General features: G+C 68.4%; 22 protein-coding genes. 11 read left to right on the top strand and 11 right to left on the bottom strand.

All coding sequences use genetic code 11. From position 1 onward, the window contains the following. The first annotated feature begins 8 nt into the window (after positions 1-8). Entirely contained in the window at positions 9-254 is a 246-nt protein-coding gene (locus AB0B82_RS18735) for a hypothetical protein (protein ID WP_360169497.1), read from the top strand. Here AB0B82_RS18735 and AB0B82_RS18740 read toward each other — a convergent pair. Next, positions 223-1,017 (bottom strand): AraC family transcriptional regulator, encoded by a 795-nt coding sequence (locus AB0B82_RS18740; RefSeq protein WP_360169500.1) that lies wholly within the window; start codon positions 1,015-1,017, stop codon positions 223-225. The two genes, AB0B82_RS18735 and AB0B82_RS18740, sit on opposite strands and share 32 nt — an antisense overlap. Before the next feature lie 23 nt (positions 1,018-1,040). Here AB0B82_RS18740 and AB0B82_RS18745 point away from each other — a divergent pair, with 23 nt between their 5' ends. After that, on the top strand, positions 1,041-1,868 hold the full coding sequence (locus AB0B82_RS18745; RefSeq protein WP_360169503.1) for a M55 family metallopeptidase: 828 nt from the start codon (positions 1,041-1,043) through the stop codon (positions 1,866-1,868). A 56-nt stretch (positions 1,869-1,924) separates the two neighbouring features. Further along, complete coding sequence (locus tag AB0B82_RS18750; protein ID WP_360169506.1) at positions 1,925-2,347, top strand: DUF2000 domain-containing protein; 423 nt, start codon at positions 1,925-1,927, stop codon at positions 2,345-2,347. Here the strand turns inward: AB0B82_RS18750 and AB0B82_RS18755 are convergent. The 5 genes from AB0B82_RS18755 to sdhC form a co-directional block, all read right to left on the bottom strand. After that, complete coding sequence (locus AB0B82_RS18755; protein WP_360169509.1) at positions 2,344-3,510, bottom strand: sialidase family protein; 1,167 nt, start codon at positions 3,508-3,510, stop codon at positions 2,344-2,346. The two genes, AB0B82_RS18750 and AB0B82_RS18755, sit on opposite strands and share 4 nt — an antisense overlap. Before the next feature lie 76 nt (positions 3,511-3,586). Continuing rightward, complete coding sequence (locus AB0B82_RS18760) at positions 3,587-4,291, bottom strand: succinate dehydrogenase iron-sulfur subunit (RefSeq protein WP_360169511.1); 705 nt, start codon at positions 4,289-4,291, stop codon at positions 3,587-3,589. Beyond that, positions 4,291-6,033, bottom strand: a complete 1,743-nt coding sequence (sdhA, locus tag AB0B82_RS18765) for a succinate dehydrogenase flavoprotein subunit (protein WP_360169514.1) — start codon at positions 6,031-6,033, stop codon at positions 4,291-4,293. Before sdhA ends, AB0B82_RS18760 begins: the two co-directional genes overlap by 1 nt. A 28-nt stretch (positions 6,034-6,061) precedes the next feature. After that, positions 6,062-6,523 (bottom strand): succinate dehydrogenase hydrophobic membrane anchor subunit, encoded by a 462-nt coding sequence (locus AB0B82_RS18770; RefSeq protein WP_360169517.1) that lies wholly within the window; start codon positions 6,521-6,523, stop codon positions 6,062-6,064. A 1-nt stretch (position 6,524) separates the two neighbouring features. After that, positions 6,525-6,902 carry a succinate dehydrogenase, cytochrome b556 subunit gene (gene sdhC / locus AB0B82_RS18775; RefSeq protein WP_360169520.1) on the bottom strand — a complete coding sequence of 126 codons (378 nt, stop codon included), beginning with the start codon at positions 6,900-6,902 and terminating at the stop codon, positions 6,525-6,527. Positions 6,903-7,127: 225 nt separating this feature from the next. On the opposite strand from sdhC, the gene AB0B82_RS18780 reads away from it, so the two are divergent. Next, the gene (locus AB0B82_RS18780) at positions 7,128-7,943 is read left to right on the top strand and encodes an MBL fold metallo-hydrolase (protein ID WP_360169523.1); all 816 of its coding nucleotides are present in this window, start codon (positions 7,128-7,130) and stop codon (positions 7,941-7,943) included. A 54-nt stretch (positions 7,944-7,997) separates the two neighbouring features. After that, the gene (locus AB0B82_RS18785) at positions 7,998-9,572 is read left to right on the top strand and encodes a methylmalonyl-CoA mutase family protein (RefSeq protein ID WP_360169526.1); all 1,575 of its coding nucleotides are present in this window, start codon (positions 7,998-8,000) and stop codon (positions 9,570-9,572) included. A 168-nt stretch (positions 9,573-9,740) separates the two neighbouring features. On the opposite strand, the gene AB0B82_RS18790 is transcribed toward AB0B82_RS18785, so the two are convergent. Together AB0B82_RS18790 and AB0B82_RS18795 are read right to left on the bottom strand one after the other, a co-directional pair. Beyond that, positions 9,741-10,922, bottom strand: coding sequence for an amidohydrolase (locus AB0B82_RS18790; protein WP_360169529.1), 1,182 nt, complete (start codon positions 10,920-10,922; stop codon positions 9,741-9,743). Next, entirely contained in the window at positions 10,919-11,371 is a 453-nt protein-coding gene (locus AB0B82_RS18795) for a hypothetical protein (RefSeq protein ID WP_360169532.1), read from the bottom strand. Before AB0B82_RS18795 ends, AB0B82_RS18790 begins: the two co-directional genes overlap by 4 nt. A 338-nt stretch (positions 11,372-11,709) precedes the next feature. Here AB0B82_RS18795 and AB0B82_RS18800 point away from each other — a divergent pair, with 338 nt between their 5' ends. From AB0B82_RS18800 to AB0B82_RS18825, 6 genes are all read left to right on the top strand, one after another. After that, complete coding sequence (locus AB0B82_RS18800; protein WP_360169535.1) at positions 11,710-12,786, top strand: BMP family ABC transporter substrate-binding protein; 1,077 nt, start codon at positions 11,710-11,712, stop codon at positions 12,784-12,786. A 107-nt stretch (positions 12,787-12,893) separates the two neighbouring features. After that, positions 12,894-14,444, top strand: a complete 1,551-nt coding sequence (locus AB0B82_RS18805; RefSeq protein ID WP_360169538.1) for an ABC transporter ATP-binding protein — start codon at positions 12,894-12,896, stop codon at positions 14,442-14,444. Beyond that, a complete protein-coding gene (locus AB0B82_RS18810) occupies positions 14,444-15,643 on the top strand; it encodes an ABC transporter permease (RefSeq protein ID WP_360169541.1) in 1,200 nt (399 codons plus the stop codon). The genes AB0B82_RS18805 and AB0B82_RS18810 overlap by 1 nt, the downstream gene beginning before the upstream one ends. Continuing rightward, entirely contained in the window at positions 15,640-16,929 is a 1,290-nt protein-coding gene (locus AB0B82_RS18815; RefSeq protein WP_360169544.1) for an ABC transporter permease, read from the top strand. The genes AB0B82_RS18810 and AB0B82_RS18815 overlap by 4 nt, the downstream gene beginning before the upstream one ends. Beyond that, the gene (locus tag AB0B82_RS18820; protein ID WP_360169547.1) at positions 16,907-17,314 is read left to right on the top strand and encodes a cytidine deaminase; all 408 of its coding nucleotides are present in this window, start codon (positions 16,907-16,909) and stop codon (positions 17,312-17,314) included. Before AB0B82_RS18815 ends, AB0B82_RS18820 begins: the two co-directional genes overlap by 23 nt. Next, positions 17,314-18,588 (top strand): thymidine phosphorylase, encoded by a 1,275-nt coding sequence (locus AB0B82_RS18825; protein WP_360169550.1) that lies wholly within the window; start codon positions 17,314-17,316, stop codon positions 18,586-18,588. Before AB0B82_RS18820 ends, AB0B82_RS18825 begins: the two co-directional genes overlap by 1 nt. 270 nt (positions 18,589-18,858) lie before the next feature. On the opposite strand, the gene AB0B82_RS18830 is transcribed toward AB0B82_RS18825, so the two are convergent. Genes AB0B82_RS18830 through AB0B82_RS18840 form a run of 3 tightly spaced genes read right to left on the bottom strand, consistent with a single transcriptional unit; the run spans position 18,859 to position 21,256 of the window. Then, a complete protein-coding gene (locus AB0B82_RS18830) occupies positions 18,859-19,458 on the bottom strand; it encodes an ATP-binding protein (RefSeq protein ID WP_360169553.1) in 600 nt (199 codons plus the stop codon). Between the two features lie 49 nt (positions 19,459-19,507). Beyond that, positions 19,508-20,302 carry a phosphotransferase gene (locus AB0B82_RS18835; protein WP_360169556.1) on the bottom strand — a complete coding sequence of 265 codons (795 nt, stop codon included), beginning with the start codon at positions 20,300-20,302 and terminating at the stop codon, positions 19,508-19,510. A gap of 6 nt (positions 20,303-20,308) precedes the next feature. Then, positions 20,309-21,256 carry a sugar-binding domain-containing protein gene (locus tag AB0B82_RS18840; RefSeq protein ID WP_360169559.1) on the bottom strand — a complete coding sequence of 316 codons (948 nt, stop codon included), beginning with the start codon at positions 21,254-21,256 and terminating at the stop codon, positions 20,309-20,311. Positions 21,257-21,397: the final 141 nt, after the last annotated feature.

The raw sequence follows: 21,397 nt of genomic DNA on the forward strand, positions 1-21,397 counted from the left end.
ATGGCTGGGTGAAGCTCGAAAAGAAGCACGCGTTCGTCCTGCTCGGGATCGCGACCTGGAACGTGGTCACCTACCTCCGGTTCATCAAGGCGCTGATCGAGACCCCTGAGGACCGCCCGACCGGGTACTACGTCGCGCACTCGATCCTGATCGTGGTGAACCTGGCCATCGCGGTCGTGCTCGGCAAGTGGGGATGGCGGGCGTACAAGGAGTCGAAGAAGGTCAGCGAGGAGCCACAAAACGCGTCGGTGTGACGCCGAGCATCTTCCGGAAGTGCCTGGTCAGGTGCGACTGGTCGTAGAACCCGGACAGGGTCGCCACCTCCGCCGCGGGGCGTCCGTCGAGCAGATAGCGCCGGGCGAGGTCGACGCGGCGGCCGGTCAGGTACCGGTGTGGCGGCATCCCGAACTCGCGGCTGAATGCGCGGACCAGATGCGCCGGGTGCGCATGCACCAGCTTGGCCGCGTCGTCGAGCGTGATCCCGTCGCGGATGTTCTCGTCCAGTAGCTCGCGCAGTTGCGACGCGATCCCGGCGTCGTGCCGGGGTGGCGTGTTCCCGACCTGTTTCCGCAGATGCTGGTCGAGGCGTTCCTCGATGAGGCTCAGGCGGCTCTGCGCCTCCAGGTCCTCCTTGCCGTCACGCAGTACGCCGTGCAACTGGTGGATGCGGTGCCGCAGCAGCGGGTCGACGTACTCAGGCTGGTCGACGGCGGCACCGATCAGGTCGGTCCCGAGGCGGTCCGGCGCCAGGTACAGAACACGTTTTCTGAAGCCCTCGGGCGGCACCGAGCGGCCGTCGTGCGGGACGTGCGGCGGTAACAGCGAGACCTGCGCCTGGGCGAGGCCGTGCTCGTGACGGTCCAGGTCGTACCGGACAGCGCCCTCGTCGACGATCAGCACCGTCCATGCGTCGTGCGTGTGGCTCGGGTACGCGTGCGACGGGAAGTGGGCGTGCAGAACCTCGACGACCCCGGCCAGTCGGGGCCGCCACGCCCGGACCGTGGCGCGACCGCTCATAGTCAGAACATACGCTGCTGCCTGTGAAGGTGTATGTGAGCGCAGACATGGAAGGCATCACCGGGGTCGTCGACGCGGAGGACGTGCAGCCGCCGGGCCGCGACTACGAGCGGGCCCGGGTGCTGATGACCGAGGACGTGAACGCCGCCGTCCGGGGCGCGTACGCCGCCGGCGCGACCGAGGTCCTGGTCAACGACGCGCACGGCCCGATGCGCAACCTGCTGCCCGACCTCATCGATCCGCGGGTCCGCCTGATCAAGGGCCGTCCGAAGCCGATGGGCATGATGGAGGGCCTCACCCCGGAGTACGACGCCGCGCTCTGCGTCGGCTTCCACGCCCGGGCCGGTGTGCTCGGCGTCCTGAGTCACAGCTTCATGGGCCACGAGATCGAGGACATCTGGCTCGACGACGAGGTCACCGGCGAGATCGGCCTGTTCCACGCGGCCGCCGCGGCGTACGGCGTACCGGTGGCGCTGCTGACCGGCGACGACACGGCCTGCAACGAGATGAAGGCGTGGGACCCGTCGGTGGCGACCGTACCGGTCAAGTTCGCCAAGGATCGCTTCGCCGCCCAGTTGGTCCCTGTCGCGGAGTCGCGCGCCGCGATCGAGGACGCAGCGGCCGCCGCCCTCGCCGACCTCCCACAAGCGGCGCGCCCGACCGGCCCTCGCACCCTGGCCGTTCGCTGGCAGTCCGCCTCCGTCGCCTCCCACCTCACCGCGATCCCCGGCGTCACCCGCCGCGACGACCGCACCGTCACCCTCGAGGCCGACATGCTCCAGCTCTACCGGATGTTCAACCTCTACCTCCGCGTCTGCACCGCCGTCACCTCGAACCCGCCGTACTGCTGAGCGGCGGTTAAGAACGTACAAGACGCGCGCGGGCTCGGGTGGTGACGATTTCGGGTGTGGATGAGCCAATCAAGTTCGATACGAAGATCGCGGTGTTGTTGCGGGACGATCTGGCGGTATGGCAGCGGTTGAACGTGACCGCGTTCCTGGTCAGCGGGATCGCGGGGACGCATCCCGAGGCGATGGGGGAGCCGTACGAGGACGGGGACGGGGTGCGGTACCTGCCGATGTTCCGCCAGCCGGTGATGGTGTTCGAAGGGTCGAAGGAGTTCATGGCGACCGCGCACGAGCGGGCGCTCGGGCGCGGGATCGAGCACTCGGTGTTCACCCAGGACCTGTTCGCGACCGGCAACGACCGCGACAACCGCGCCGCCGTCCGGGCGGTCCGGACCGCGGAACTCGACCTCGTCGGCATCGCCCTCTACGGCCCCAAGAACGCCGTCGACAAGACCCTCAAGGGCGCCGGCAAGCACCACTAGCGAGGGGCGAACTTGCTCCAAGTGGCACCCTGGTCGGTGCTGACGGCCACCTCGGTCGTCCGGCGCTTCGGGACCTCGTAGCCGTACATCAGGCCGGCGTCGCCGGCCAGGTCGGCCAGGTCGCCGGGGTAGCCGCGGTCGAGCTTCGCGACGCCGTCCCGGACCCGGAACAACCGCGGCCGGTCACCGGGGCCGCCGCCGAACAGCAGCGCGGTCCCGTCGTTGAAGGCGAGCGGCGACGCGCTCAGGCTCTGCGGCGCGCTCTTCACCGTCGTCCAGGTCGCGCCGCGATCGGTCGACAACTGCATCTTGGACACCTTCTGGCCGGTCGCGCCGACCGTGACCGCCGTGGTGAGCACCGTCCGGCCGTCGGGGCTGACCGCGATCCGCCCGAGCTGGTTGTGCCGGTCGAGGTTCCGGGAGTCCCAGGTGCGGCCGCCGTCGTCGGTCCAGAGGATGTCGGTGCGCGCGACCCCGGCCAGCATCCAGCAGCGCCCGCTCTGGTCGCAGATCGGCGAGCGGGACGCACGGGTCTCGAGCTTGCGGACCGTGGACTCCGCCGGGTTCACCACCACGATCGAGCCCGGCACGATCCGGTCGGTGAGGACCTCGTCCGGCCCGAACGTCGACGTGGGCAGTTCGTACCGCAGGCGGGTCAGCACCGGTCCGTCGTACGTCAGCCGGAACATCATCGTCTCGCCGCCGCTGAGCGTGCCCTCGACGGGCGGTGCGACCGCGATCGCTTCCTTGCCCGAGCGCAGCGTCACGTACGGCACGGGCCACTCGGGCGCGATCGCGCGGGCGCCGTCGCGGTCGACGACCGCGGCGTACCGGCAGGTCGGGCCGCTCGTGCAGTCGGTCCAGCCGGCCGCCCACCGGTTCCGGGTGACCATGGTGACCGCGGAGACCTGCGCGCGCTTGGAGTTCACCACCTCGGTGCCGGCCCGCCCCGCGGCGGCCGGGGTGATCGCGATCGGCGGGTCGGCGGCGGCGCCGGACGACGTCAGGTCCACCAGCGCGAGCACGATCGACGTGGTCGCCGCGAGCACCCCGAGGACCAGGAACGGCGGCATACTGCGCGGCAGCCCGCAGCGCTCCAGCACTTCGGCCAGGCGACGGTAGGAACGGTCGGTCAGCTCCCGCAGGCGCGGCTCCACAGTCACCCCCCAAGGCGCAGGTGTTGCCCCGCGATGCAGGGTCAGGTCGGCGGAGGAATCTTATGCGACCGGAGTGCCAACCTCACACCCGGCGGAAGATCAGCGCCCGCTTCACTTCCTGGATCGCCTTGGTCACCTCGATGCCGCGCGGGCAGGCCTCGGTGCAGTTGAAGGTGGTCCGGCAGCGCCAGACGCCTTCGGAGTCGTTCAGGATCTCCAGCCGCTGCTCGGTGCCCTCATCCCGGCTGTCGAAGATGAACCGGTGCGCGCCGACGATCGCCTGCGGGCCGAAGTACTGTCCGTCGGACCAGAACACCGGGCAGGACGTCGTACACGCCGCGCAGAGGATGCACTTGGTGGTGTCGTCGAACCGGTCCCGGTCGGCCTGCGACTGGATCCGCTCCCGGGTCGGCTCGTGGCCGCTGGTGACCAGGAACGGCATCACCGAGCGGTACGCCTCGAAGAACGGGTCCATGTCGACGACCAGGTCCTTGAGCACCGGCAGGCCCTTGATGGGCTCGACGGTGATCTCCTTCTCCGGGTTCAGGTCCTTGATCAGCGTCTTGCAGGCCAGCCGGTTGCGGCCGTTGATCCGCATCGCGTCCGACCCGCAGACGCCGTGCGCGCAGGAGCGCCGGAAGGTCAGCGTGCCGTCCTGTTCCCACTTGATCTTGTGCAGCGCGTCCAGGACGCGGTCGGTCGGCTGCAGCGTGACGGCGTACGTCTTCCACTCCGCCTCGTCGACGACCTCCGGGTTGTACCGCAGGATCTTGACCTTGACGTCCATCAGTACTTGCGCTCCATCGGCTTGTAGCGGGTCTGGACGACCGGTTTGTAGTCGAGCCGGATGTTCACGTTGCCGTCGGCATCGACCTCGCGGTACGCCATCGTGTGCCGCATGAAGTTGACGTCGTCGCGCTTGTCGTAGTCCTCGCGGAAGTGGCCGCCGCGGGACTCCTTGCGGGCCAGCGCGGACACCACCAGCACCTCGGCCAGGTCGATCAGGAAGCCGAGCTCGACCGCCTCGAGCAGATCGGTGTTGAACCGCTTGCCCTTGTCCTGGACGCCGACGTTCTTGAACCGGTCCTTGAGCGCCTCGATGTCGACCAGGGCCTGCTTCAGCGAGCCCTCGGTGCGGTACACCTGGGCGTTCAGGTCCATGGTGGCCTGCAGGTCGGACCGGATCGCGGCGATCCGCTCCTCGCCCGGCGAGTTCCGCAGGCCCTCGACCAGGTCGACGACGTACGACTCCGGGTTCGCCGGGAGTTCCTCGAAGCCGACGGTCTCGGCGTACTCCGCGGCGGCGATGCCCGCGCGGCGGCCGAACACGTTGATGTCGAGCAGCGAGTTGGTGCCGAGGCGGTTCGCGCCGTGCACGGACACGCAGGCGACCTCGCCGGCGGCGTACAGGCCCGGGATGACGTCCTCGTTGTTGGCCAGCGCCTCGCCCTTGATGTTGGTCGGGATGCCGCCCATCGCGTAGTGCGCGGTCGGGAACACCGGGATCTGCTCGGTGTACGGCTCCACGCCCAGGTAGGTGCGCGCGAACTCGGTGATGTCCGGGAGCTTGGCGTCGATGTGGGCCGGCTCCAGGTGGGTCAGGTCGAGCATCACGTACGCGCCGTCCGGGCCGCAGCCGCGCCCCTCGCGGACCTCGTTCGCCATCGCGCGGGCGACCATGTCGCGCGGCGCCAGGTCCTTCACGGTCGGGGCGTAGCGCTCCATGAACCGCTCGTTGTCCTTGTTCCGCAGGATCCCGCCTTCACCACGGGCGGCTTCCGACAGCAGTACGCCGAGGCCGGCCAGGCCGGTGGGGTGGAACTGGAAGAACTCCATGTCCTCCAGCGGCAGGCCCTTGCGCCACACGATGCCCATGCCGTCGCCGGTCAGCGTGTGCGCGTTCGACGTGGTGCGGAACACCTTGCCGAAGCCGCCGGACGCGAAGATCACCGACTTCGCGTTGAACACGTGCAGCTCGCCGGTGGCCAGTTCGTACGCGACCACACCGCTGGCCTTGCCGTCGGTCATCAGCAGGTCGAGAACGTAGTACTCGTTGAAGAACTCGACGTTCTGCTTGATGCACTGCTGGTACAGCGTCTGCAGGATCATGTGACCGGTCCGGTCGGCCGCGAAGCAGGAGCGCCGGACGACGGCCTCACCGTGGTTGCGGGTGTGACCACCGAAGAACCGCTGGTCGATCTTGCCCTCGGCGGTCCGGTTGAACGGCAGCCCCATCTTCTCCAGGTCGAGGACCGCGTCGACCGCCTCGCGGCACATCACCTCGGCCGCGTCCTGGTCGACCAGGAAGTCACCGCCCTTGACGGTGTCGAAGGTGTGCCACTCCCAGTTGTCCTCCTCGACGTTCGCGAGCGCGGCGCACATACCGCCCTGCGCGGCGCCGGTGTGCGAACGGGTCGGGTAGAGCTTGGTGAGTACGGCGGTGCGGGTGCGCTTGCTCGACTCGAGAGCCGCGCGCATCCCGGCGCCACCCGCGCCGACGATGACAACGTCGTACTGGTGGACCTGCATGCCCGACCTTTCTGAAATTGACACAGGCTTACTTGTTGGTGCAGACCGAGAGCGTGCTGTTCGGGTCCAGGCAGGGGTCGAAGGTGAAGATCACCAGGGTGCCGAGCACCACGATGACGATCGCCGCGGTGATCAGCAGGGCCTTGAGCCAGAACCGGGTCTGGTCCTTCTCGGCGTAGTCGTTGACGATCGTGCGCAGGCCGTTCGTGCCGTGCAGCATCGCCAGCCACAGCATCAGCAGATCCCAGACCTGCCACAGCGGGTTGGCCCATTTGCCGGCCACGAACCCGAAGTCGAGCGCGTTGATCCCGTCGCCGAGCATCAGGTTCACGAACAGGTGCCCGAGGACGAGCACCACCAGGGCGAGCCCGGACAGCCGCATGAACAGCCAGCTGTAGAGCTCGAAGTTGGTCTGCCCGGAGCGGTTCCGGCCGCCGCCCTTCAGGGAGCGGGACCTGGTGCTGCTGCGGGGGGCCGCGATCTCAGTCATCTCAACCTCCGAACACGTGGGTCAGATGGCGGATGACGAACGGGACGAACAGCACCACCCAGAGCACACCGACGCCGATCATCAGCTGCCGCTGGTAGCGCGGGCCCTTGGCCCAGAAGTCCACCAGGATCAGCCGGATGCCGTTGAACGCGTGGAACAGGATCGCCGCGACCAGCCCGACCTCGAGCAGGCCGACGATCGGGTTCTTGTAGGTGCCGATGACCTCGTTGTAGGCCTCCGGCGACACCCGGACCAGCGCGGTGTCCAGCACGTGCACCAGCAGGAAGAAGAAGATCCCGACACCGGTGATCCGGTGCGCGACCCATGACCACATGCCCTCCCGGCCGCGGTAGAGCGTGCCGGCTGGTTTGCTGGGCAAACCGTCCTCCGATCGAGCTCCCGGACCTGGCGGAATCCAGGTCCATTCGATGCTAATCCCGCCGCGGAAGCCAAAAGGTCACGCCTGGTGTGAGATCCGTCGCGTCATTGGCCCCTGTGGTCCGGGCCCGAGTGGCCCTCGACGTGGCGGCGCCGATGTTCTTGACTTCAACTGCGCTTGAGCACAAAGACTTTCCGGACGAGCGATGGTGAGAAGGAGAACACGGTGAGTTTCTGGATCTGTGCGACCTGTGCGGTCGAGCATTCCGAGCAGGTCGAGGTGTGCGCGATCTGTGCGGACGAACGGCAGTGGGTGCCCGCCGACGGGCAGCAGTGGACCACCCTCGAGGAACTGGCCGCGGCCGGGACCTCGGTCACCGTCGAGGAGGTGGAGCCCGGGCTGTACGGCGTTCGCTCGAAGCCGCCGGTCGGCATCGGGCAGCAGTCGATGCTGCTGACAACATCCGCCGGCAATCTGCTCTGGGACCCGATCGGGTACCTGGACGACGACGCCGTACGCCGCGTCCGGGAGTTCGGCGACGTGGTCGCGATCATCGCCAGCCACCCGCACATGTACGGCGTCCAGGTCGAGTGGAGCCACCGCCTCGGCGACGTACCGGTCTACGTGTCGGAGGCGGACAAGGAATGGGTCGCGCGCCAGGACCCGGTGATCAAGACCTGGTCCGGCGAACTCACGCCGCTACCCGGTGTCACCCTGATCCAGCCCGGCGGGCACTTCCCCGGCAGCGCGATCGTGCACTGGGCGTCCGCTGCCGACGGTCGCGGGGTGGTCCTGTCGGGCGACACGATCTTCGCGAACCCGGACCGTACCTCGGTCAGCTTCATGCGCAGCTACCCGAACCGGATCCCGCTGTCCGGGGCCGTGGTCGACCGCGTCGCGCGTGCCCTCGACCGCTTCGAGTACGACCGCCTCTACAACAACTTCGGCGCCGTCATCCCCGCCGACGCCAAGGCCGTCGTCCGCCGCTCCGCCGACCGCCACGCCGCCTGGGTGCGCGGCGACTACGACCACCTGACCTGAGCGGAGTGCCGGAGGTCATACCAGTGCTGCGGTGGTTCGGAATACGGTGGGGGGATGAGTCATCGCAGCGAGTCGGGGTTCGAGTTCGCGCCGGTCTACGGCCCGCTCGAGGGGTTCGATCCGGCGGTCAAGCTGGGGGAGCCGGGGCAGTTCCCGTACACGCGGGGCGTCTACCCGACGATGTACACCCAGCGGCCGTGGACGATGCGGCAGTACGCCGGGTTCGGAACGGCGGCCGAGTCGAACCAGCGGTACCACCAGCTGATCGACCACGGGACGATGGGCCTGTCGGTCGCGTTCGACCTGCCGACGCAGATGGGGTACGACTCCGATGCCCCGATCGCGCACGGTGAGGTCGGCAAGGTCGGGGTGGCGATCGACTCGATCGACGACATGCGCGTGCTGTTCGACAAGATCCCGCTGGACCAGGTGTCGACGTCGATGACGATCAACGCGCCCGGCTCGGTGCTGCTGCTGCTCTACCAACTCGTCGCCGAGGAGCAGGGCGTGTCCGGTGACAAGCTCACCGGCACGATCCAGAACGACGTACTGAAGGAGTACATCGCCCGCGGCACCTACATCTACCCGCCGAAGGAGTCGCTGCGGCTGATCAGCGACATCTTCGCGTACTGCAAGGCCGAGCTGCCGCGCTGGAACACGATCTCGATCTCGGGCTACCACATGGCCGAGGCCGGCGCGTCACCCGCGCAGGAGATCGCGTTCACGCTGGCGAACGGGATCGAGTACGTGCGCGCCGCGGTCGCCTCCGGTCTGGACGTCGACGAGTTCGCGCCACGGCTGTCGTTCTTCTTCGTGGCGCGGACCACGTTCCTCGAGGAGGTTGCGAAGTTCCGCGCGGCGCGGCGGATCTGGGCGCGGGTGATGCGGGACTCGTTCGGTGCGCAGAACCCGAAGTCGCTGATGCTGCGGTTCCACACGCAGACGGCCGGTGTGCAGCTCACCGCTCAGCAGCCCGAGGTGAACCTGGTGCGCGTCGCCGTCCAGGGCCTGGCCGCCGTACTCGGCGGAACGCAGTCCCTGCACACGAACTCGTACGACGAGGCGATCGCTCTGCCCACCGAGAAGGCGGCGCGCCTCGCACTGCGCACACAGCAGGTGCTCGCGTACGAGACCGACGTCACCGCGACCGTCGATCCCTTCGCCGGGTCGTACGTCGTCGAGTCGCTGACCGATGAGGTCGAGGCCGCCGCACTGGAACTGATGGAGCAGGTCGAGGAGTACGGCGGCGCGGTGGCGGCGATCGAGCAGGGCTTCCAGAAACAGGAGATCGAACGGTCCGCGTACCGGATCGCCCAGGAGATCGACTCCGGCGAACGCGTCGTGGTCGGGATGAACAAGTTCACCATCGCCGAGGAAGAACCGTACGAACCGCTCCGCGTCGACCCCGCCATCGAAGCCCAGCAGGTCGACCGCCTGGCCCAACTTCGCGCCACCCGCGACCAGGAGGCTGTCGACGAGGCCTTGGCCCTGTTGAAGAAAGCTGCCCAAGGCAACGACAACTGCCTGTACCCGATGAAACAAGCCCTGAAGGCCCGAGCCACCGTAGGCGAAGTCTGCGACACGCTGCGGGAAGTATGGGGCGTCTACGTCCCTGCCGACACCTTCTGATCGTCCCCGCCTGTAGACCCGGCGTCCGCACCAACTGCTGCCCTCCGGTCGGGCAGGTGTGTCAGCTCGACAGGATGTGTCTGCCATCTCAGCGTTGGCGCACGCGGGCGCACGCGGTTCAGGGTGGAGACGTCCTGTCGAGATGACACACTCGTCAACGAGCAGCGCTCAGTCCAGGAGCGCGGTGGTGGTGAGGACGGTGGTGCCGACGGTGATGGCTTCTTCCGAGGGGCTGAAGCCGGGGGTGTGGAGGTCGGCGGCGGTGTCCTGGGTGGGTGGGCGGACGCCGAGGCGGGCCATCGCGCCGGGGACGTGTTCCAGGTACCACGCGAAGTCCTCGCCGCCGAGGCTCTGGTCGGTGGCGGCGACGGCGCTGGAGCCGAGGGTCTGGTGGACGGCGTTCTGCAGGACGTTGATGCCGAGCGCATCGTTCATCACAGGTGGTACGCCGTGGGTGACCTCGGTGTCGACCTCGACGCCGTACGGCGTGACGATCTGGGCAGCCAGTGACGGGATGAGTTCCTCGGCGAGCCGCCAGGCCGCGACGTCGAGGCAGCGCAGGGTGCCTTCGGCCTCGCCGCGGGACGGGATGGCGTTGGCGGCGGAGCCGGAGGTGATGCGGCCCCAGACCAGCGACATGCTGGCGCGCGGATCGACGCGGCGGGAGAGCGCGGCGGGGAGCTCGGTCACCAGGGTCGCGAGTGCATAGACCAGGTCGGCGGTGAGATGCGGACGCGAGGTGTGACCGCCGGGCCCGGTGAGCCGGACGAGAAGCTTGTCTGCGGCCGCGGTCAGCGCGCCGACGCGGAGACCGACCTGTCCGACCTGCAGCCGTGGGTCGCAGTGCAGTCCGTAAATCCGCCGTACGCCGTCCAGTCCGCCGGCCGCGATGACACCGAGAGCACCGCCGGGCATGACCTCCTCGGCGGGCTGGAAGATCACCCGGACCCGCCGGTTCAGCTGCCCGTCGCGCGCCATCCCGGCCAGCACCAGTGATGCACCGAGCAGCGCGGCGGTGTGTACGTCGTGCCCGCAGGCGTGTGCCACTCCGTCGACGGTCGATCGCCACGGCGCATCCGTACCGTCGAGGACCGGCAGCGCGTCGATGTCGGCGCGCAGCGCGACGCAGGTGTCGCCGGAGCCGATGTCGCAGATCAGCCCGGTCCCGGTGGGCAGGACGCGCGGGGAGAGGCCGGCGTCGACGAGCTGCTTCTCCAGCAGTTCGGTCGTCCGGACCTCGTGCCATCCGAGCTCCGGGTGCGCGTGCAGGTCTCGCCGTACGGCGACCATGTCCTCGCGCACCGCCTCCACCCGCGCAAGAACGTCGGCGACCAACAGCTGATGACTCATTTGCTCGATTGTGGCACAGGCGCTGGCGAGCCGGTTCTGACGTTGGCAACGACAACCGTCCAGCGCGTGCCGGCCACAGCGTCCAGCGAGAGCAGCAGCACACCTGAGCGGCCCGCCAGCGGCATTCGGTAGGTCGCACCCTCACATGCCGGAAACCACGGCGGAACACTGTAAGGAGGGAACTCCACACTCAGCGGGCCGCCGCGGCAGCGCGCATACAGGACATAGTTGCGGCCGACCCGTACGTTCACGGACACGGGTTGAGTATTTCGGTCCGTGTAGGTGGCCACCTCTTCTTCGGTCGGCGGCAGCTGGATCGAGACGTCGTCGGCGGGGGTTGTCGAAGCCGCAGTCGCTGTCGGCGTGGCAACGGCCGCCGAAGGTCCGCCGTCCGAACCGCAGGCCGCGAGCGCAGTGACCGCCACGCCCGCGGCCAGCGCTGAACCCATCCTTCTTCGCATCAGGACTCCTTCTGTTCCACGCCCCGACCGTAGGGTCCGGAATGCGAGGAGACCGGGCGAGTGCAGCAACCTGCCAACGGTTACGCAATGTGATGGGTACGTTGCGTGACGGGCGATACGGAGAGTGCGCATCGTGATCCTGGGGACGCAGCCGGTGACCACGCCGGAGATGTTGTCGAAATGTGACGGGAACGCCGGTCACTTTCCGGTATCGAGCCCTCCTTGACGTTCAAGAAGCCGGGAAGTCGCCCTATAGTCTGCGGATGCAGCACGTGGGGGAAGGCGTGCCGCGGTACAGAGAATCTGGTCGACAAAGGAGACGTCCGGTGAAGAAGTACGTGCGGGGAACGGCGATCGTGGGCGTCTTGACGCTCGCCGTCGCCGCTTGTGGCAGCAAGCCGACCGAGGAGAACGCAGGCGGCAGCGCCAACAAGGACTTCAAGGCCTGCATGGTCTCCGACTCGGGTGGGTTCGACGACAAGTCGTTCAACCAGACCTCCTACAAGGGCCTGCAGGAGGCCGTGCAGGAGAAGGGCATCACCGAGGTCAAGGCCGAGTCGAAGTCGGACAACGACTACCCGACCAACATGACCGCGATGGTCAACGCCAAGTGCAACATCATCGTCTCGGTGGGCTTCAAGCTCGAGGACGCCACCGACAAGGCGGCGCAGGCGAACCCGAACATCAAGTTCGCGATCGTGGACTCCGCGCCGGAGAAGCCGATCGAGAACGTGAAGCCGCTGTCCTTCAACACCGCGCAGACGAGCTTCCAGGCCGGTTACCTGGCCGCGGCCATGTCGAAGTCTGGCAAGGTCGGCACGTTCGGCGGTCTGAAGATCCCGACCGTGACGATCTTCATGGACGGTTTCGCCGAGGGCGTGCGGTACTACAACCAGCAGAAGAGCAAGAACGTCCAGGTGCTGGGCTGGGACGACCAGAAGCAGGCCGGTCTGTTCACCGGTGACTTCGAGGACAAGGCCAAGGGCCAGAACAACGCGCAGAACCTGATCACCCAGGGCGCGGACGTGATCTTCCCGGTGGCCGGCCCGTCGGGTCTGGGCGGTCTGCAGGCGGCCAAGGCCAGCAACGGCAAGGTCAACGCGATTTGGGTCGACACCGACGGTTGCGTGAGCGCCGCGGAGTACTGCTCGGTGCTGCTGACCAGCGTCCAGAAGGGCATGGACGTCGCGGTCAAGGACGCGATCATCTCCGTCCTCGACAACAAGTTCGACAACACCCAGTTCATCGGCACGCTCGAGAACGGCGGTACGTCGCTCGCGCCGTTCCACGAGTTCGACAGCAAGATCCCGGCCGACGTGAAGTCCGAGCTGGAGCAGATCAAGGCCGACATCATCAGCGGCAAGATCCAGGTCCAGTCGAAGGTCCAGCCGAAGGCGTCGTGAGTCGCGGCCGGCACCACGCGGTGGCGTAGTACGGTGCGAGCCAGGAAGGCAGCGGGCCCACAGGCCCCGGCCTTCCTGGCTCGCCGTCTGAAGGGGAGGCTGCTCGCATGCACCTCGAGTTGTCCGGATTGACCAAGAGCTTCGGCTCGCTGGTCGCCAACGACCACATCGACCTGGTCATCGAGCCGGGCGAGATCCACTGCCTGCTCGGCGAGAACGGCGCCGGCAAGAGCACGCTGATGAACATGCTCTACGGGCTGCTGCAGCCCGACGAGGGCGAGATCCTGATCGACGGCGAGAAGGTGAAGATCACCTCGCCGTCGGATGCGATCAAGCACCGGATCGGCATGGTGCACCAGCATTTCATGCTGGTCCCGGTCTTCACCGTCGCCGAGAACATCATGCTCGGCCGGGAGAACATCCGGTTCGGCGGTGTCCTGGACCGCAAGCGGGCCAACGCCCTGGTCCGGGAGATGTCCGACCGGTACGGCTTCGAGGTCGATCCCGAGGCGCTGGTCGAGGACATCCCGGTCGGTGTGCAGCAGCGGGTGGAGATCATCAAGGCCCTGGTCAACGATGCCAGCGTGCTGATTCTGGACGAGCCGACGGCCGTCCTCACGCCGGCCGAGATCGACGAGCTGATCGGTGTCATGCGGCAGCTCAAAGAGGGCGGTACGTCGATCGTCTTCATCACCCACAAGCTCAAAGAGGTCAAGGCGATCGCGGACAAGATCACCGTGATCCGGCGCGGCAAGGTGGTCGGCAACGCCGAACCGTCCGCGTCCGAGGAGGAGCTCGCTGAGCTGATGGTCGGCCGGGCGGTCGAGCTGGTGGTGGACAAGGAGCCGGCTGAGCCCAAGGAGGCCGTCCTGCAGGTCGAAGGTCTGACCGTCATCGACGAGCGCGGGATCACCGCCGTCGAGGACGTCGACCTCGAGGTGCGGGCCGGTGAGATCGTCGCGGTGGCCGGTGTCCAGGGCAACGGTCAGACCGAGCTCGCCGAGGCGCTGCTCGGGCTGACTCCGATCGCCGCCGGCCGGGTCCTTGTCGATGGCAAGGACCTGAGCGGCCGGAGCACCCGGCAACGACTCGACGCAGGCATCGGGTACGTGCCCGAGGACCGCTGGCACGACGGGTTCGTCGGCCCGTTCACGGTCGCCGAGAACCTGGTCCTGGACCTGTTCCGCAAGCCGCCGTACGGCTCCGGGCTGGCCCTGAAGACCGACGAGATCGACAAGAACGCCGAGGCCCGGGTGGCCGAGTTCGACATCCGCACCCAGGGCATCGACCAGCCGGTGTCGTCGCTGTCCGGCGGCAATCAGCAGAAGGTCGTGCTGGCCCGCGAGCTGTCCCGCCCGCTGCGGCTGCTGGTCGCCTCGCAGCCGACCCGCGGTGTGGACGTCGGCTCGATCGAGTTCCTGCACAACCGGATCGTCGAGGAGCGCGACCGCGGTACGGCGGTCCTCATCGTGTCGACCGAACTCGACGAGATCGCCGCGCTGGCCGACCGGATCGCGGTGATGTACCGCGGCAAGGTGGTCGGCGTGGTCCCGGCCGACACCCCGCGCGACGAGCTCGGTCTGATGATGGCCGGCGCCTCGAAGTCGGAGGCGCACGAAGAGGCGATCGAACACCCGACGACACTGGGGACCATCTGATGAGCACACAGACAACGGCGGAGCCGGCCCCGGTGCCGGCCAAGGAGCCGAAGCGGTCGTCGGGGCTGCCGTCCTGGGTGGTCCAGGGCCTGGTCTCGCTGAGCGCGATCGTGCTGGCCCTGGTGGTCGGTGCGATCCTGATCATCATCGGCGACGACCAGGTGCAGTCCACGATCGGCTACTTCGGCGCGGCCCCGATGGACACCGTCTCGGCGGCGCTGAGCGCGGTCGGCGAGGCGTACAAGGCGCTCGCGGTCGGCGCGTTCGGCGGCTGGTCGTCGATCAGCGAATCGTTGACCCAGGCAACACCGCTGATCTGCGGCGGTCTGTCGGTGACGCTCGCATTCCGCACCGGGCTGTTCAACATCGGTGCCCAGGGCCAGCTGATCGCCGGCGCGATCCTGGCGGCGTACGTCGGGTTCGCCTGGGACCTGCCGGTCGGGCTGCACCTGATCGTGGCAATCCTGGCCGGTCTGCTCGGCGGCGCGATCTGGGGCGGTGTGGTCGGCGTGCTGAAGGCCCGCACCGGCGCGCACGAGGTGATCGTGACGATCATGCTCAACTACGTCGCGCTGTACCTGCTGGCCTGGCTGCTGACCACGACGACGTTCCGGCGGCCCGGGCGGACCGACCCGATCTCGCCGATCGTCGACGGGAACGCGCAGTACCCGCAGTTCGGTGAGAGCCGGCTGCACGTGGGGTTCATCCTGGCGCTGCTCGCTGCGGTGTTCGTCTGGTGGCTGCTGAACCGGTCGACGATCGGTTTCGAGCTCCGGGCGGTCGGCGCGAACGCCGACGCGTCCCGGACGGCCGGTATGTCGGTCGGCCGCGCATACGTGATCGCGATGGTCGTGGCCGGCGCACTGGCTGGTCTGGCCGGTACCCAGCAGGTGCTCGGTACCGACCTGCCGCTGACCGACGGTGTGGCGGCCTCGGTCGGCTTCGACGCGATCACGGTCGCGCTGCTCGGCCGCGGTACGCCGCTCGGCACCGTACTGGCCGGCCTGCTGTTCGGCGCCCTGAACGCGGGCGGTCTGCAGATGCAGCTGATCACGCAGACGCCGCTGACCCTGACCACTGTCCTGCAGGCCGTGATCGTGCTGTTCGTCGCGGCCCCGGCGCTGGTGCGCTCGATCTTCCGGTTCCTGCCCAAGGAACGCGGGGCCGGCGCAGTGCTCGCGAAAGGCTGGAACGGATGAGCGAGACGACTCCGGACGCGGTCCCCGAGCCCGCGGCCAAGCCCCAGGTCATCGAGGCCCCGGCCGACCGGACCCGCCGGCTGCGGGTCGGCGGCGTGATGCTGGCGTTCGCGCTGATCGGCCTGCTGCTCGCGGTCTTCACCAAGGCCGGCGAGGCGACCTTCCAGCTGGTGTCGGGCGATCTGGACAGCAACCTGCTCGGTCTGCCGGCCCAGCCGGTCGCGATCATCCTCGCGATCTTCGGTGTCGGTGCGGCGGTCGCGTACGTGCTGCGGCAGGTCCCGCAGAAGTACAGCGGCTGGCTGGCCGCCATCCTCGGCATCTGCTTCATCGGCGCGTTCCTGTGCTGGGCCGCGGCCGGCAAGACCTTCCCGCTGGCCAACCAGTTCCAGGGCACGCTGAACTTCGCGACCCCGCTGATCCTCGGCGCGCTGGCCGGCGTGATGTGCGAGCGGGCCGGTGTCATCAACATCGCGATCGAGGGCCAGTTCCTGGTCGGTGCGTTCACGGCCGCGCTGGTGTCGAGTACGACGAACAGCGCGACCGCGGCACTGATCGCGGCTGCCGCGAGTGGTGTCGTGATGTCCTGGCTGCTCGCCGTGTTCTCGATCAAGTATCTGGTCAACCAGGTCGTCCTCGGTGTCGTCCTGGTGGTGTTCGCGACCGGTATCACCGGGTTCCTCTTCGACCAGTTCATGCAGCCGGACGCGGAGGCGCTGAACACCCCGAACGTGCTGTCGGCGGTCCGGATCCCGGGCCTCGCGGACATCCCGTTCATCGGGCCGATCCTGTTCAACCAGACGGTCCTGGTGTACATCACCTACCTCGCGGTCGCGGTGGTCACGATCGTGCTGTTCCAGACCCGCTGGGGCCTGCGGATCCGTGCGGTCGGTGAGCACCCGAAGGCCGCCGACACGGTCGGCATCAAGGTCAAGCGGACCCGGTACTCCGCGGTCCTCGCGGCCGGCGTCCTGGCCGGGCTCGGCGGCGCGTTCTTCACCGTCGGGTACGCCGGTTCGTTCAGCAAAGAGATGACCGCCGGCAACGGGTTCATCGCGCTGGCCGCACTGATCATGGGCCGCTGGCACCCGATCGGTGCGATGGTCGCGGCACTGTTCTTCGGTTTCGCGACCCAGTTGCAGTCCCAGTTGCAGATCATCCAGACCCCGATCCCGGGCGAGCTGCTGCTGATGGCGCCGTACCTGGCCACGATCATCGCGGTCGCCGGACTGGTCGGCCGGGTCAGAGCGCCGAAGGCCGATGGTGAGCCCTACGTCACCGAATGAGGTCGACTGGCCGGCGTTGCGTGCGGTCGCGGTCGACATGATGCACCGCGCGTACGCGCCGTACTCCCACTTCGCGGTGGGAGCGGCGGCGTACGTCGACGACGGCCGCATCGTTGCCGGATGCAACGTTGAGAACGCGTCGTACGGTTTGACGTTGTGTGCCGAATGCGGGCTGGTGTCCGACCTGCACCGGACCGGCGGCGGACGGCTGATCGCCTTCACCTGCGTGGATCGGCACGAGCATCTCCTGACCCCGTGTGGGCGGTGCCGGCAGTTGCTGTACGAGAACGGCGGTCCCGGACTGTTGATCGAGACCGCGACCGGGGTCCGGACGCTGGGCGAACTGCTGCCGGGCGCGTTCGGGCCCGAGTATCTGGAGGAGTAATGAGTTTCGACGCGGTGGACGTCATCCGGACCAAGCGCGACCGCGGTGAGCTGAGCGACGGTCAGATCGACTGGGTGATCGACGCCTACACCAAGGGCGAGGTCGCCGACGAGCAGATGTCCGCGCTGGCGATGGCGATTCTGCTGAACGGGATGAACCGCCGCGAGATCGCCCGCTGGACCGCCGCGATGATCGCGTCCGGCGAGCGAATGGACTTCGGCAAACTGTCCCGGCCGACCGCGGACAAGCACTCGACCGGTGGCGTCGGCGACAAGATCACGCTGCCGCTGGCGCCGTTGGTGGCTGCCTGTGGCGTCGCCGTACCGCAGCTGTCCGGGCGCGGCCTCGGGCACACCGGCGGCACGCTCGACAAGCTGGAGTCGATCCCAGGCTGGCGCGCGTCGCTGTCGAACGACGAGCTGATGCGCCAGCTCGAGGAGGTCGGTGCGGTGATCTGCGCCGCCGGGGACGGACTCGCGCCGGCGGACAAGAAGCTGTACGCCTTGCGGGACGTGACCGGGACGGTCGAGGCGATCCCGTTGATCGCCAGCTCGATCATGAGCAAGAAGATCGCCGAAGGTACCGGCGCGCTGGTGCTGGACGTGAAGGTCGGGTCCGGCGCGTTCATGAAAGACCTGGCCGATGCCCGCGAGCTGGCCGAGACGATGGTTGCGCTGGGCACCGATGCCGGCGTGAAGACCGTTGCCTTGCTCACCGACATGTCCGTGCCGCTGGGACTGACCGCGGGGAACGCGCTGGAGGTGCGCGAGTCGGTCGAGGTCCTGGCCGGTGGTGGTCCCGCGGATGTGGTCGAGCTGACCGTTGCGCTGGCTCGCGAGATGCTGGCCGCGGCCGGCGTGGAGGCGGACCCGGCGGAGAAGCTGCGCGACGGTACGGCGATGGACGTCTGGCGGGCGATGATCGCGGCCCAGGGCGGCGACCCGTCCGCGGAGCTCCCGATCGCGCCCGAGCAACACGTCGTACCCGCGCCGGCAACCGGCGTACTGTCCAAGCTCGACGCGCTCGCCGTGGGTGTTGCTGCATGGCGGCTCGGCGCTGGACGTGCGCGCAAGGAGGACCCGGTCTCCCCGGTGGCCGGCGTCGAAATGCACGCCAAGCCCGGCGACCAGGTCACCGAGGGCCAGCCGCTCCTCACCCTCCACACCGATGACCCGACCCGCATCGAACGCGCTCTGGAGTCCCTGACCGACGCCACCGAGGTAGCCGACTCCTACGAACCAGGCCCCCTGATCATCGACCGCATTAGCCCCTAACCCCTGACCGCGCCCAGCCTCCGCCTTCCACACTCCGCGGCAACCTCCCACACACCGCGGTGACCTCCCACAAGGAGTTGCGTGTGCAAGGTCCCCATCGCCTGTCGAACGTCGGAGCCGTTGGGGCGTGGTCGGGTGGGTGATCAGGTGGTGCGGTGGCGGGTTGTGTGACGGATGGCCTGCTGTTTGGTGTCAGCGGTGACAAGGCCCGCCATCTGCACCCGCCATCTGCACCCGCCCTCGGCTTCCGCTGCCGTTGTCGGTGGCGGGTTACCGCGCGTTTGCCTCGGCGAGGAGGTGGTCGATGTGGGCGCGGGCTGCTTTCGGGTGCATGGGTTCGCAGCCGGCGGCTACGCAGCGGCGGATGATTTGCGGGTCGTCGCGGAGGAGCAGGAGGCCGCGGCGGAGGAGGGTGAGCGGGGGTTTGCGGTGTTCGCGGAGGTCGCGCTGGAAGCGGCGGACGAACGTGACGACGCGGTGGTGGTACACGCAGATCGCCGTCGCGAGCAGGTCCCGGTCGCGGAGCGCGCCGGCGATCTGGTCCGCGAAGATGCCCTCGGCAACGATCAGCGGGGAGCCTTCGGTGGTGACGGGGCGGTGACCGACGGTGCCGTCGGTGGCGATGTCGTAGATCGGCAGGTCGGCCGATCCCGTCGTACAGAGCTTCTCCAGGGCAGCCACCGCACGTTCGCCGTCCCATGAGCGCGGATCGTCCCAGTCCACGATCCCGAGCGGAGAGCGTGGCATCGCCTCGTCGTCGCCGTCGCGGTAGAAGTCGTCCAGTCGCACGACGGGCAGCCCGACCCGCTCCGCCAGCCGCGACTTCCCTGCCCCCGAGGGCCCCGCCAGCAACACCACCCGTGAAAGCACCGGCACATTCTCGTCCACTCCCTGCCGTAACAGCCAATCGGCTCCGCGCTCAATCCAGGAGGGCATGACGGAGTTCGGCCGCCGAGTGGGTGAACCAGTGGTTGGTGCGGTCGGTGAGTTCGGCTTCGCCGGTGGTCCAGCGTTGGTGGAACCACGGGTGGCCGGCTTCGGAGCCGCGGCGGACGTAGTCCATGCACCAGATGTGGTTGTCGGCGGCCGCGTCGACCAGGCGGAGGCGGTCGGCGTCACCAAGCCCGTACGCATCGGCGAACCGGCGTAAACGGGCCAGCGACCGACCCCGCCGTACGTCGTGGATGTCCTCGGCCGGACGCAATGGCGCCCACAATCGCACCGCCGTGGCTACGTCCCACAGCGCCGATCCAGGGCCTGCGAGGTCGAAGTCGATGAGTGCGACCGCGACCCCGTCCCGGAACACGACGTTGTCCAGATTCGGGTCGTTGTGGCTGATCAGCCCGGTCACATAAGCCGAAGGAACCGGCTCGGCCCACTCGAGACCGACCGGTCGGTAATCGGCCACCGCCGCGTGGTACTCCCGCAGCAGCCGCGCGACGCTGTCCAGCGCCTCGTCCGTCATCGACCACGCCGGGTACGGCGGCGTCACGGTGTCTCCGGCGAGGTACGAAAGCACCTCACGCCCCTGCGCATCAATCCCCAGAAACGCCGGCGCACCCGTGAATCCGACGCTCTCGAGGTGCTGCAGCAGCGCGTGCGTCGCCGTACTACTGGCGCGCAGCGGCCGCCGGACGGTATCTCCGACCCGCACCACCAACCCGCGGTTCGCCGTACCTCCGACCAGCTCGACCTCAGCAGTTGGCCTCACCATTGCCGGTCAGTCTGACGGCTCCAACAGGGCCTTCGCCAGAGGTGCGTGCGTAACGATCGCGTTCACCAGCCCGCTGCGGACGGCGGCGCGCACGGCTTCGACCTTCGCCAGGCCGTACGGGATCGCGATCACCTCGTCGATCTTGTCCATCTGCTCCGCGCTGATCGCGATCACCCGATCGGTCATCCGGCTCTGCACCGGTACGCCGTCCGCGTCCACGAAGACACCCGAGATGTCCGCCACGACGCCGCGCTTCTGCAGTTGTTCACAGGCCTTCGGCTCCATCGCGTCGTACAGCGTCGACTGCCCGGGCGCCCACGAACCGAGCCCGACGACGGCCTTCGTCACCGAGTCGAAGTGGCTGATCGCCTCGGCGACCTCGGGCTGCTGCCGCAGGGCGCGTGCCGTCGCGGCGTCCGGCACGACCAGCGGCGCGTAGAACAGGTACGCCGGACCGCCTGACAGGCGAGCGGTGTGCCGGACGAGCTCGACCGAGTTCGCCTCGACGTCCGGGCGGGTCAGCGCACCCGTCAGCTGGACCACCGGCACCGGCACGAGCGTCTTGAGCTGCTCGGTCATCGCGGTCACGGCGCGTGCCCAGGCCAGGCCGAGCACGTCTTCCGGGGTGACGATCTCGGTCAGCAGATCCGCCGCGGCCTTGCCGAGCTGCGTGCGCAGCGCGGGCTCGTCGACCTCGGGGGTGTCGACCACGATCGCCCGGCGCAGCCCGAGCGTCTCCTGCAACCGCGCGGACAGGTCGAGGTCGATCGCTCCGGGGTGGCTGATCTCGATCCGCACGAGTCCGCTCGCGCGCGCCTGGTCGAGTAGTCGCGCGACCTTGAACCGGCTGAGCCGGAACTCGTCGGCGATCTCCACCTTCGACCGACCGTCGACGTAGTAGCGCCGCGCGATCGACGCGGTCAGCACCAGCTGGGCCGGCCCGAACGTCTCCATCTACGCCTCCCCGCTCATATGAGCACGTGTGTACCCAAGTGTGGCACAACGTCTTGACAGGTCAACCCGTTCCCCGGTTCACTCATGGTGTGAGCAGCGGCGTGCTCAAATGAGCAGGCCCCCGGCGGCATCAAGGGAGTG

The sequence above is a fragment of the Kribbella sp. NPDC048915 genome (genome assembly GCF_040649595.1).
Taxonomy (GTDB): Bacteria; Actinomycetota; Actinomycetes; order Propionibacteriales; family Kribbellaceae; genus Kribbella.